This is a genomic window from Streptomyces sp. YKOK-I1, assembly GCF_054660435.1.
On sequence record NZ_BAAGDR010000001.1, the window covers coordinates 8,023,523 to 8,036,070 of the forward strand.

A 12,548-nucleotide genomic window follows, 5' to 3' on the forward strand; every position below is an offset into this window, starting at 1 on the left:
GCAGGCACTCCCGGCCTGCCGTCGGCCTGTCGGCCGGACGACGATTCCCGCGCATCAGTAGGCCCCCTGCCCGTAGAGCACCGCACGCAGCGTCTTCCACAAGATCACCGTGTCCAGGGCGAGCGACCAGTCCTCCACGTACCGCAGGTCCAGGCGGACCGCCTCCTCCCACGACAGATCGCTGCGTCCGCTGATCTGCCACAGGCCGGTGAGTCCGGGCTTGACCAGCAGCCGCCGCCGGATGTCCGGGCCGTACGCGGCGGACTCCTCCGGCAGCGGAGGCCGCGGACCGACGAGCGACATCGAGCCGGTGAGGACGTTGAACAGCTGCGGGAGCTCGTCGATCGAGTACCGGCGCAGCACCGCTCCCACCCGGGTCACCCGAGGATCCCGGCGGAGCTTGAACAGCGGGCCGGCGCCCTCGTTGCGGTCGGCGAGCTGGGCCCGGGCCCCGTCGGCCCCGGCGACCATGGTGCGGAACTTGAGGATGGTGAACTCGCGGCCGTCCTTGCCGACCCGGCGCTGGCGGTAGAACGCCCCGCCCCGGCTGTCCAGCAGCACGAGCAGCCCGACGCACACCATCAGCGGCGCGAACAGCAGCAGCAGGATCGCGGCGCCCATCCGGTCGACGACCATCTTGACGGCCCGGCGGCCCCCGGTGAAGGTCGGCATGCTGACCCGCAGCAGCGGTATCCCCAGCACCGCGTCGACGTGCAGCCGCGGTCCGGCCACCTCCATCAGCACCGGGGCCACGACCATCTCGGCGTCGGTGCCCTCGAGGTTCCAGGCCAGCCGCTGCAGCCGCTCGGGCGACCAGTGCGGGTCCGGGGTGACCGCGAGGACACGGTAGCCGTCGCCGTGGACGTGCTTGGCGACGTCCGCCAGCCGGCCGACGACGGGCACTCCGTCCAGCAGGTCACCGTCGATTCCGGGACCGTCCGTCGTGCACACGGCGTCCACCCGCCAGCCGAGGTGCGGGAACTTGCGGGTCCGGGTGATCAGGTCGTGCACGGTGTCCGGGCTCCCGGCGGCGAGCACCGGTCGCAGACACTGGCCGTCCTTGCGCTGTTTGTGCAGCGAGAGCCGCAGCAGGTACCGCACGGTCATGGTGACGACCGCGATCGCGGGGATCGCCACGAAGATCCAGAGTTTGATGTTGCGTGAGGTCAGGGCGATCCCGCCGAGCGCCAGGACGACGGTCGCCGCGAACAGCGAGCGTCCGAGGCGGCGGAACTCCTCGGCGCCCTGGCCGAGCACGGCCGGCGCCCAGGAACGGCTCACGGCGAGCGACCCCAGCACCAGCAGCTCGGTGCCGAAGGCGAGAATCCCCCATTTCTCATGCCAGTTGGCCGCGTCACGGGCCCCGAAGAAGTTGCCGATCGCCGCCACCACACAGGCGGTGGCCACGGTGTCGCTGGTGATCACGGTACGGCGGTACCGCTGCTCCCAGTCGATAGCGGGCCGGCTGATTGTCCCGTTCGCCAGACGTCCGCGCGCAGACGTGAACGGGCTGACAAGTCCCCCTTGCCGCACAGAACCCCCCAGGTCCCCAGTGGTTCGACGTGTTCGTCCAACACTGTTGCTCCCGTTGCTCCCCCCCGGGAGGCCCCCGCCTCCCGCACCGATCTCCCCTCCGGGGCCCCCGCCCCCCGCGCCGTGCCGTTGCTCCCCCGCGAGAGGCCCCCGCCTCCCGCGCATGGCATCGCGGCCGTCTCAGAGCTGCTTGAACTCACCCCGGTGGCAGTGGACTCGCAGGTCCTGCCGAACGCTCGGGGTGTACGGAACCCGTCGGAACCCCGGATGCTCCCCGCATCCCAAGTCCCTTGCCGGGCTCATGAATTGATCATCCCCACGCCTGACGCCGGGGACGCGACTGCTGGTACTCCGTAGCCCAGGACCTATTGATCATTAATGGTCGCCTCGTCTCCGAACAGCTGAAGCACGGTCAATCTAGACCATCGGGGCCGGTATGAAGAGAGGATGTGTGTATTTTGTGCTCAACCTTTGAGACTTGATCGCTTTACCGTTGCCGAGGCGTGGTCGAGCGCTACGGGGCCGGTCACCGGGGGTGGCGGTGGGTTCAGGCATGATCACTCAGAGTTGATCAAGATGCTCGAAGATCATGTGTAAACGGGTGCAAAACGCCCTGCCAGGGCTATGGTGAGGCGATGGTCGAATCTGCGGTGCGGTTCCGACATATGGCCGAAGTGCGTCCCCCGTCTGACGGAGCGTCGGTCCCCGGGCCGTGATCAGCGGATGAATCCCGCGTCGCGGTCGGCGCTGCCGCCGCCCCGGGCGAGGGGGGACCTCGCGCTCGCGCGGGGTGAGCCGGTCCAACCGGGCCTGAGCCGCGGCGGCTTGGGGCCGGCCCGTCGCACGGCGCCGGCCGATCGGACGGCGGGCCGCCGGTCCGCCACAGTGGCCCTGGATATCGAGGAGGGCAGCACCGCCGTGGTGCGCGCCGCTCCGGAAGCCGGCATCACCCTGCCGAGGAGTCATCCCGGTCGAGGAGACCCTGGCTGCCCTCGACACCCTGGTGCGGCAGCTCGGCATGTCGAGTCCGGTGGCGCGCGCGTCCTCGGCCCCCGCGTCGAGGCACTCCCGGTACGGCGGCTGATCCGCCACCCGCCGCCGGACCTCCCGCGGGACGAGGTCGCACACGGGTTCTGGTACCGCCTCGCGCACAGCATCATGCGTCGCCCCGTCGCCTGCACGGCCGGGGTGCTCACCGTCCTGCCGCTGGCCGCCGCGCCGTTCCTGCGCCCCTGCGGCGCTTCTACGCCCGCCACGGCCTCCGGGAGGGCGACGACCCGCCCCCCACACCCGAACTCCGTCCCGTACCGGCCCGTACGCCGCCCGACCGACCCTCCCGCCGAGGACAGGAACCGGCCCCGTTCCCGGCTAGCTTGCTCTCCATGACGAACAAGACGTCCGCGCCCGGCCCCGTGCTCTCCGCCCGTGCCCTCAACCGCGCGACCCTCCACCGGCAGCTCCTCCTGCGGCCCGCCGCGCTGCCGGTGGAGGCGGCCGTCGAGCACCTGCTGGGTCTGCAGGCGCAGAACGTCAAGCCCCCGTACCACGCCCTCGCCGCCCGGCTGGAGGGCTTCGCCCCCGAGCGGCTGTCGGCGCCGATGGCCGACCGTGAGGTGGTCCGGATCGTCACCCTGCGCTCGACCATCCACACCCACACCGCCGCCGACTGCCTCACCCTGCGGCCGTTCGTCCAGCCGGCCCGGGACCGGGAGCTGACCCACTTCCGCACCGGCCTCGCCGGGGTCGACCTCGACCGGCTCGCCGTCCTCGCCCGTGACCTCGTCGAGGCCGAGCCGCGCACCATGAAGCAGCTGCGCGAGGCCCTCTCCGCCGAGTGGCCGGACGCCGACCCGCAGTCCCTGGCCGTCGCCGCCCGCTGCCGGCTGCCCCTCGTCCAGGTCACCCCGCGCGGACTGTGGGGCAGGAGCGGACAGGTCGCCCTCACCACCGCCGAGCACTGGCTCGGCCGGCCCGCGCGGGCGGCGCCCGCCCCGGAGACCGTCGTCCGGCGCTATCTCGCCGCCTTCGGCCCCGCCTCCGTCAAGGACATGCAGACCTGGGCCGGACTCACCCGGCTGCGCCCGGCCTTCGAACGGCTGCGGCCCGCACTCCTCACCTTCCGGGACGAGCACGGCACCGAACTCTTCGACCTCCCGGACGCCCCGCGCCCCGACCCGGACACCCCGGCCCCGCCCCGCTTCCTCCCCGAGTTCGACAACCTGCTGCTCTCGCACGCCGATCGCACCCGGGTGGTCCCGCCCGCCCTGCACGGCCGTGCCTGGCAGGGCAACCAGGCCTTTCGCACCCTCCTCGTCGACGGCTTCCTCGCGGGCCTGTGGAAACAGGAGGAGGACGCCCGTCGCGTCGGCCTCGTCGTCGAGCCGTTCGGCCGGTTCACCCGGGACCAGCGGGCGGCGGTGACCGCGGAGGCGGAGCGGATGCTGCGGGTGCTGCACCCGGGGACGCCGTACGACATCCGGTTCGGGACCGTCGTACCCCGGTAGCCCCCGCGGACGGGGTCAGGGCATGGAGAGGGGGCGCTGCGGGCCGCTCGTGGAGGCTCGCAGCGCCCCCTGGTCGTTCACCTGAGGGGTGCTCAGGACTTCTTGCGGGTCACTCGTCCGCCGGCTCTGCGCCTACGAGTTGACCTGCGCGGTGACGAGGTCGGAGAAGGTGGTCAGCCGGGTGTACACACCCGGGTAACCGGCCTCCGCGCAGCCCTCGCCCCATGAAGTGATCCCTGCCAGGACGCCCCCGATGAGCAGGGGACCGCCGCTGTCGCCCTGGCAGGTGTCTACACCGCCGGATGTGTATCCGGCGCAAACCATGTCGGTCGCGACGTAGTCGGAACCGTAGGAGGAGCGGCAGCTGGAGTCGGACACGATCGGGACGGTCGCGGTCCGCAGCTGGTTGGAGGAGCTGCCGTTCTCCGAGGTGGTGCCCCAGCCGAGGACGCGGGCCGTGGTGCCGGCCGCGTACACGCTGGTCTGGGAGGAGGAGACGTACGACGCCGGGGTGTACGACATCGAGGTCGCCAGGGTCAGGACGGCCACGTCGTCACCGTTGGTGGCGTCCGTGTAGTCCGGGTTGATCCAGATCTTGCTCACCCGGCTGACCGTGCCGTTGGTGCCGTTCAGGTAGGTGCGGCCGCCGACGACCCGCACACTGCTGGTGGTCTCGCCGACCATACAGTGGGCCGCCGTGACCACCTTGGTCGCCGAGACCAGGGTGCCGCCGCAGAACTGGTTCTGCGAGGCGTCCGTGATCTGCATCATGAACGGGTACGCCGTCGTGGTGGTGGTCGTGCCGCCGACGATCGGCTGCGGCGCTGCGACAGCGGTGGGGGCGCTGAGCAGAGCCGTCGCCGCCGCGGCGGCGGTGGCCGCGACGAGCGCCGCGGCCTTCTTGGCACGGTTGAGCGCGAACATGCGTCTCCTCGTGGGGGATTTGCCGGTGGGGGATCGCGCGGGTGCTGGTGTGGGGGGTAGTGCACGGGGGCCGCGGGACCGACCCCCGTGTGCCCGGGCGAGCGGCACATCCCGAACGCTAGGGGCCGCAGCGGCCTCCTCCCAATGAGGGAACCCCCTAGGGGCATCGGGGCAGGGAAAACCCTCGGTCGGTCCGCGGGCGCCCCTCGTCAGCCCGCGTACGGCAGTTAACCTCCGCGTGGCTCACTTCGCGTGACGCCCCGCCGCCAGCCGGACGATGTCCACCCGGGAGCGGATCCCGAGCTTGCGGTACACCCGGGTCAGGGTCGCCTCGACCGTCTTGACGCTGATGAACAGCCGTGCCGCGATCTCCCGGTTCGTCGCGCCCTCCATGACCAGCGCGGCCACCTGACGCTCCATCGCGGCCAGGCCCTCGAGGGCGTCGGAGGCCGGCGGCCCCTGCGGGGCGACCGGCACGGGCTCGCCGGCGCCCGCCGCCGCTGCCGCGTCGACCTGCCGCAGCCAGGGCAGCGCCCGGCACCGCCGGAACAGCCGTGCCGCCTCGTCGTACGAGGTCGGACCGGGCCGTGGCGCGCGCAGCCGGGCCAGGGCGAACGCGGCCCGCGCCTCCTCCAGGCCGTACCCCAGCTTGGCCAGCCGGTCCTGAACGGACGTCAGCCGGGCCAGCGCCCCCTCGTGGTCGCCGTGCGCGGCGCGGACGAGGGCCTCCGCCCGGTCGAGGACCGCGAGGACGCTCTCCCGGCCGAGCCGCAGCGCCTGCTCGCGGGCGACGTCGATGACGTCCTGCGCCTCGCCCGGCTCGCCGACGCGGACCAGGGCCTCGGCGAGGTCGCCGTGCCAGCGGCCGCGCGCCGGGTCGGTGATGCGCAGTCCCGTCTCCAGCTCCCGCACCCGGCGCAGCGAGCCGACCGCGGCCGCCGCGTCGCCGGCCACGAGCTGGGCGTGGCCCAGGGCGGCCAGGGCACGCGAGAGGTACATCTGGTCGCCGTCCTCCTCGGCGCGGTCGGCGGCCTCCCGGGCGAGGACCAGCGCCCGGTCCAGATCGCCGCCGGAGGCCTCGGCGAGCGAGGCGAGCATCGCGGACGCGCCGAGGCCGATGCCGGAGTCACGGGCCAGCCGCAGGCTCTCGCGGGACAGGTCGAGGGCGCGTCCGCAGTGCCCGGAGCGCAGTTCGGTCTCGGCGAGGAAGCGCTGGAAGTGCACCTCGCTCTCCACCATGCCGCGCCGGCGCACCTCGCGCAGCAGCGCGGTGATGGTGGCCCGGGCCTCGGGCAGCTGGTCGCTCATCAGCAGCCAGCGGAACCGGGCGGCGCCGACACCGTTGTGATGGCACGCCACATACGGGTCCTGAGGCTCCCTCAGCGCCCGTTTGATGGTGGTGGGCGCGTTCGGATGGCCCATCAGGGTCTCGGTGGAGGCCTGGAAGGACAGCGCCATCAGCTCGGTGCGCCGGTCGTCGCCGCGCGCGGCCAGCTCCGCCGCGTGCGCGGCCTCCTGGCGGGCCTCGGAGAAGTCGCCCTCGACGATCAGCTTGCGCCAGGCGAGGTGGTAGTGGACCAGGGCGAGCAGCCGGGGGTCGTCGCCGGCGTCGGCGAGGGCCTGCGGGAAGACGGCGTCGACGTCGCCGAGGGCCTGCCCGGCGGACTCGATGACCACCTCCCAGGCGCGGATCCGGTCGGCGGGCACGGTGGCCCGGGTCAGCACCTCGCGGGCGATGTCCCGCGCCAGGTCCACCTCGCCGGCGGTGATCGCGTCCTCGGCGGCCTTCAGCCGGTGCTCGTCCGGGGGAGGGGTGCCGTCCGGCGGGGTGTGCCGGGCGGCGAGCAGCCCGAGGGAGGCGGCGACGGACGGGGCGCCGCGGTCACGGGCGAGGGCCGCCGCCTCGGCGAGCCGCGCGGCCACCTCCGGGTCGGTGCCGGTGGTGGCGAGGGCGAGGTTGCGGGCCCGCTCGATCGGGTCGGAGGCGGCGGTGGACAGCGCTGCGTGCGCGGCCCGGCGCTCCTGCACGGGCGCCTCGGCGTACAGCGCCGCCGAGATCAGCGGATGCGCGAACCGTACGGCGGGACCCTCGGGCTCGGTCGCCAGCAGGCCGAGTGCGGCGGCCTGGGCGGTCTCGGCCTCGGCGTTCTCCCGGCCGGCCGCGTGCAGCAGGGCCAGGGTGGGGCGGGCGCCGGCGCTGGCCACCAGCAGGGTGCGCCGGGCCTCGTCGGAGAGCATGTCGAGGCGGCTGAGCACCAGGGCGCGCAGCGAGGTCGGCACCGGCAGCGGCTCGCCGGGGCGCGGCGGGGTCGGGTTCTCGCCGAGCGCCCGGCCGAGCTCCAGCGCGAACAGGGGGTTGCCGCCGCTGGTGCGGTGGATCTCGCGGACCGTGGAGCGGGGCAGGTCGGTGTAGCCGCGGTGGTCGAGCAGGGCGGAGACCTGGGCGCGGGAGAGCGGGTTGAGGCGGACGGCGAGGGTGTCGGGCGGGGACGCGCGTAGATGGCGGTCGTACTCCTGGCCCTCGGTGCGGACCGCGCAGAGCAGCTGGACGGGGGTGTCGCCGAGGCGGCGGGCGGCGAAGCCGAGGAGTTCGGCGCTGGCCGAGTCCAGCCACTGGAGGTCGTCGGCGACGAGCAGGACGGGACCGGAGGCCGCGAGGGCGCGCAGGGCGGAGAGCACGGCGAGCCGCAGGGCGAGTCCGTCGCGCTGCAGGGTGGACTCGCCGCGGCCGGTCAGGGCCGATTCCAGTGCGGTGCGCTGCGCCGCCGGCAGCTTGTCCGAGATCTCGTCGAGGACCAGGCCGAACAGATCGGCCAGGGCCAGGAAGGGGAGGTGGGATTCGGACTCGGTCGCCGAGCAGCGCAACACGGTGTGCGCGGCGTCGCCGTAATCCGCGGCCAATGCCCGCAGCACGGTCGACTTTCCTATTCCGGCGGGGCCGTGGAGCAGCACACTGCCGCCGCGCGCGAGCTGGTCACGGGCCGAGGTGAACAGCTCGTCCCTGCCTATGACCAGGTCGGGGCGGCACCTGGCAGGCTCCTTGAAGTCCCGTCGCACGGTCACCGCTCCCTTCCGAGTGTCGTGTCCGGGCCAAATTCTAGGCAACGTCTCTTTGAAATTCGGAGGGACGGCCGGGTGAGGGAGATAACAACGTTACGCATAAGTAAATTCACTGTGGCGGCGGATGAATGAGTAGGCGTCCGTGGTAGCCCCTCCCTGGCTTGAACCGAGCGGTTCGCACCCCCCGCGCTCCGGGTGCCGCGACAGGTGTGGGAGCACTCTTCCATGCCCTTGTTACCGACGGGAACCACTCGTCTCGGGCAAGAAACGACCCAGGTCGCCTAGGGCAGCAGCCCCGACCGGCGGGCCGCGGCCACCGCCTCGCCACGGGTGTGGGCGCCCAGGCGGCGCATCGCGGAGCGGAGGTAGGCCTTCACCGTCTCCGGGCGCAGGCCGAGACGCTCCGCCGCGGACGCGTTCGTCGCGCCCGCCGCCACGCACGCGAGGACGTCCAGCTCGCGCGGGGCGAGCACGACCTGCTCACCGGCCTCGCCCGGGGTCAGCAGACCGCACGCCTGGAGCAGCTCCTCGCGCAGCGCCGGGTCGCCGATCCGCGGGGCCAGCGCCCGCAGCGCGGCATGCGCCTCGCGCACCTGCTCCCAGCCGGGCCCCGGCCCGGACGCGGGGCCGGGGGCGGGCCCCGGCCGGGCCTCGGCCAGCAGCCCGCGCGCCTCGTCCTCGACGACCAGCGCCTGCTCCACGTCCCGCGCCACGTCGACGGCCACGTTCAGCGTGCGGTCGCCGAGCGGCTGGGCGGTGCGCAGGGCGCCGTACAGCACCCCGCGCACCCGGCGCCGTACCACCACCGGGATCGCCAGCACCGAACGCAGCCCCTCCTCGGCGACCGCCGCGTCGTACTCGTGGCTGATCTGCTGGGAGAGCGAGTAGTCGGTCACCGCGCACGGACGGGCCCGCGCGACCGCCTTGCCGCCGAGGCCGTTGCCCGAGATCACATGGAGGCCGCTGAGCGCGAACGTGGTCGCGCCGCTGAACTCGCTGATCCGCATCCGGGCACGCCCCGGCTCCACCAGGCCGCCGAAGGCGACCGGCAGCCCCGTCTTACGCCGCAGGCGCGCCAGCGCCCCGCGGATCTCCGCCGTACCGGCTGGGTCTGCTGCCACGTCCTCGCCCTTTCCGCGTGGCTGGGGATGATCCCACATGTCACCCCCGCGCGCCGCACTCCCCCCGTTCGGGGGTAGTGAGACCTGCATCACGGATTACACGATGGCAGAGAGCCGCCCGGCAATGGCCCGGCACCTAGGAGGACACCGATGACGACGGCCACCGAGCAGTTCCGCAGGGCACGGGACTTCCTGCTGGAACACCGTGAGGACTACACCGCCGCCTACGAGGGCTTCGCCTGGCCCCGCCCCGAGCACTTCAACTGGGCCCTCGACTGGTTCGACGTCATCGCGCAGGACAACCACCGCGCCGCGCTCCACATCGTGGAGGAGGACGGCACCGAGACCCGGCTGACCTTCGCCGAACTGTCCGACCGCTCCGACCGGGTCGCGAACTGGCTGCGCGGGCGCGGGGTCGCCGCCGAGGACCGGATCCTCGTCATGCTCGGCAACCAGGCCGAGCTGTGGGAGACCGCGCTGGCCGCGATGAAGCTGCGCGCCGTCGTCATCCCCGCCACCCCGCTGCTCGGCCCCGCCGATCTGCGCGACCGCGTCGAGCGCGGCCGGGTCGCGCACGTGCTCGTGCGCGCGGAGGACGCCGGCAAGTTCGACGAGGTGCCCGGCGGCTACACCCGGATCGCGGTCGGCGGCGCGCCCGGCGGCTGGCAGGCGTACGAGGACGCGTACGCCGCGCCCGCCGGCTTCACCCCCGCCGGCCCCACCCTCGCCGACGACCCCCTGATGCTGTACTTCACCTCCGGCACCACCGCCCGCCCCAAGCTGGTCGAGCACACCCACACCTCGTACCCCGTCGGGCACCTGGCCACCATGTACTGGATCGGGCTCCAGCCCGGTGACGTGCATCTGAACATCTCCTCGCCGGGCTGGGCCAAGCACGCCTGGTCGAACCTGTTCGCGCCGTGGAACGCGGAGGCGACCGTCTTCATCCACAACTACACGCGCTTCGACCCGGCCCGGCTGATGGCGGAGATGGAGCGGGCCGGCGTCACCACCTTCTGCGCCCCGCCCACCGTGTGGCGGATGCTCATCCAGGCCGACCTGACCCAGCTCGCCACCCCGCCGAGGGAGGTGGTGGCGGCCGGCGAGCCGCTCAACCCCGAGGTGATCGAGCAGGTGCGGCGGGCCTGGCGGGTGACGATCCGGGACGGCTTCGGGCAGACGGAGACGGCCGTGCAGGTCGCCAACAGCCCCGGGCAGGAACTGAAGACCGGCTCGATGGGCCGGCCGAGCCCCGGCTACCGGGTGGAGCTGCTGGACCCCGTCTCGGGCGCCCCGGGCGCCACCGAGGGCGAGATCGCGCTGGACCTCGCGGCCCGGCCGGTGGGCCTGATGACCGGCTACCACGGCGACGCCGACCGTACGGCGGAGGCGATGGCCGGCGGCTACTACCGCACCGGCGACATCGGCGCCCGCGACGCCGACGGCTACATCACCTACGTGGGCCGCGCCGACGACGTGTTCAAGGCCTCCGACTACAAGATCAGCCCGTTCGAGCTGGAGAGCGCGCTGCTGGAGCACGAGGCGGTCGCCGAGGCGGCCGTGGTGCCCGCGCCGGACGAGCTGCGCCTCGCCGTGCCGAAGGCGTACGTCGTCCTCGCGGAGGGCTGGCAGCCGGGGCCGGACACGGCGAAGGTGCTGTTCGAGCACTCCCGTGAGGTCCTCGCCCCCTACAAGCGCATCCGCCGCCTGGAGTTCGCCCCGCTGCCCAAGACCGTCTCCGGCAAGATCCGCCGGATCGAGCTGCGCGAGGCGACGGCGGCGGGATCGGCGGGCGAGTACCGAGAGGAGGACTTCCGGTGACGGGGACGTCGTACACCCACGGGACCGGTGGGACGGCCCTGCTCGGGGACACCATCGGCGCGAACCTGGACCGGGCGGTCGCCGCCTGGCCGGACCGCGAGGCGCTCGTCGATGTGCCCTCGGGACGGCGCTGGACCTACGCCCGGTTCGCCGCCGACGTCGACGAGCTGGCGTACGCCCTGCTCGCGAGCGGGATCGCCCGGGGCGACCGGGTGGGCATCTGGGCGGTCAACTGCCCGGAGTGGGTCCTGGTCCAGTACGCCACCGCCCGCATCGGGGCGATCATGGTGAACATCAACCCGGCCTACCGCACCCACGAGGTGGAGTACGTCCTCGAGCAGGCCGGGGTCTCGCTGCTCTTCGCCTCGCTGCGGCACAAGACCAGCGACTACCGGGCGATGGTCGAGCAAGTGCGGGGAAGATGCCCGGAGTTGCGGGAGACCGTCTTCATCGGGGATCCGAGCTGGGCGGCCCTGACCGCCCGGGCCAGGCCGGTGCCCTTCGCGGACCTGTCCTGCGACGACCCGATCAACATCCAGTACACCTCGGGGACCACGGGCTTCCCCAAGGGGGCCACCCTCTCCCACCACAACATCCTCAACAACGGCTACTTCGTGGGCGAGATGATCGCCTACACCGAGCAGGACCGGATCTGCGTCCCGGTGCCCTTCTACCACTGCTTCGGCATGGTCATGGGCAACCTCGCGGCCACCTCGCACGGCGCCTGCGTGGTGATCCCGGCCCCCGCCTTCGACCCGCGGGCCACCCTGGAGGCCGTCCAGCAGGAGCGCTGCACCTCCCTGTACGGCGTGCCGACCATGTTCATCGCGGAGCTCAACCTCCCCGACTTCGCGTCGTACGACCTCTCCACCCTGCGCACCGGCATCATGGCGGGCTCGCCCTGCCCGGTGGAGGTGATGAAGCGGGTCGTCTCGGAGATGAACATGGCCGAGGTGTCGATCTGTTACGGCATGACCGAGACCTCGCCCGTCTCCACCCAGACCCGCCGCGACGACGACCTGGGCCGCCGCACCGGCACGGTCGGCCGGGTGCTCCCGCACATCGAGGTGAAGGTCGCCGACCCCGCGACCGGGGTCACGCAGCCGCGCGGCACGGCGGGCGAGCTGTGCACCCGCGGCTACAGCGTGATGCTCGGCTACTGGAACGAGCCGGAGAAGACCGCCGAGGCGATCGACGTGGGCCGCTGGATGCACACCGGGGACCTGGCGGTGATGCGCGCGGACGGTTACGTGGAGATCGTCGGCCGGATCAAGGACATGATCATCCGCGGCGGCGAGAACATCTACCCGCGCGAGATCGAGGAGTTCCTCCACGGCCATCCGAAGATCCAGGACGTCCAGGTGGTCGGCGTCCCGCACGAGCGGTACGGCGAGGAGGTCCTCGCCTGTGTCATCCCGCGCGACCCGGCCGACCCGCCGACCCTGGAGGAGGTGCGCGCCCACTGCGAGGGGCGGCTCGCGCACTACAAGGTGCCCAGCAGGCTCCAGGTGCTGGAGGTGTTCCCGATGACCGTCTCCGGGAAGGTCCGCAAGATCGAGCTGCGGCAGACGTACGGCGCCTGAGC

Annotated in this window: 7 protein-coding genes; 3 read left to right on the forward strand and 4 right to left on the reverse strand. The window is 72.9% G+C overall.

Features of this window, described 5'->3' with window-relative positions; all coding sequences use genetic code 11:
- Positions 1–54 precede the first annotated feature (54 nt).
- A complete protein-coding gene (locus ACYQ8Q_RS35645; RefSeq protein WP_460070772.1) occupies positions 55–1,533 on the reverse strand; it encodes a sugar transferase in 1,479 nt (492 codons plus the stop codon).
- Positions 1,534–2,915: 1,382 nt separating this feature from the next.
- On the opposite strand from ACYQ8Q_RS35645, the gene ACYQ8Q_RS35650 reads away from it, so the two are divergent.
- Positions 2,916–4,037 carry a winged helix DNA-binding domain-containing protein gene (locus ACYQ8Q_RS35650; protein WP_460070773.1) on the forward strand — a complete coding sequence of 374 codons (1,122 nt, stop codon included), beginning with the start codon at positions 2,916–2,918 and terminating at the stop codon, positions 4,035–4,037.
- A gap of 132 nt (positions 4,038–4,169) precedes the next feature.
- Here the strand turns inward: ACYQ8Q_RS35650 and ACYQ8Q_RS35655 are convergent, their stop codons facing one another.
- The 3 genes from ACYQ8Q_RS35655 to ACYQ8Q_RS35665 form a co-directional block, all read right to left on the reverse strand.
- Positions 4,170–4,961, reverse strand: a complete 792-nt coding sequence (locus tag ACYQ8Q_RS35655) for a S1 family peptidase (RefSeq protein WP_460070774.1) — start codon at positions 4,959–4,961, stop codon at positions 4,170–4,172.
- Between the two features lie 243 nt (positions 4,962–5,204).
- Positions 5,205–8,024 (reverse strand): AAA family ATPase, encoded by a 2,820-nt coding sequence (locus ACYQ8Q_RS35660; RefSeq protein WP_460070775.1) that lies wholly within the window; start codon positions 8,022–8,024, stop codon positions 5,205–5,207.
- Positions 8,025–8,302: 278 nt separating this feature from the next.
- Positions 8,303–9,142 carry a helix-turn-helix transcriptional regulator gene (locus ACYQ8Q_RS35665; protein ID WP_460070776.1) on the reverse strand — a complete coding sequence of 280 codons (840 nt, stop codon included), beginning with the start codon at positions 9,140–9,142 and terminating at the stop codon, positions 8,303–8,305.
- A gap of 150 nt (positions 9,143–9,292) precedes the next feature.
- Here ACYQ8Q_RS35665 and ACYQ8Q_RS35670 point away from each other — a divergent pair, with 150 nt between their 5' ends.
- Together ACYQ8Q_RS35670 and ACYQ8Q_RS35675 are read left to right on the forward strand one after the other, a co-directional pair.
- Positions 9,293–10,963: an AMP-binding protein gene (locus ACYQ8Q_RS35670; protein WP_460070777.1), complete on the forward strand. Its 1,671-nt coding sequence runs from the start codon at positions 9,293–9,295 to the stop codon at positions 10,961–10,963.
- Positions 10,960–12,546 carry an AMP-binding protein gene (locus tag ACYQ8Q_RS35675; protein ID WP_460070778.1) on the forward strand — a complete coding sequence of 529 codons (1,587 nt, stop codon included), beginning with the start codon at positions 10,960–10,962 and terminating at the stop codon, positions 12,544–12,546. Before ACYQ8Q_RS35670 ends, ACYQ8Q_RS35675 begins: the two co-directional genes overlap by 4 nt.
- Positions 12,547–12,548: the final 2 nt, after the last annotated feature.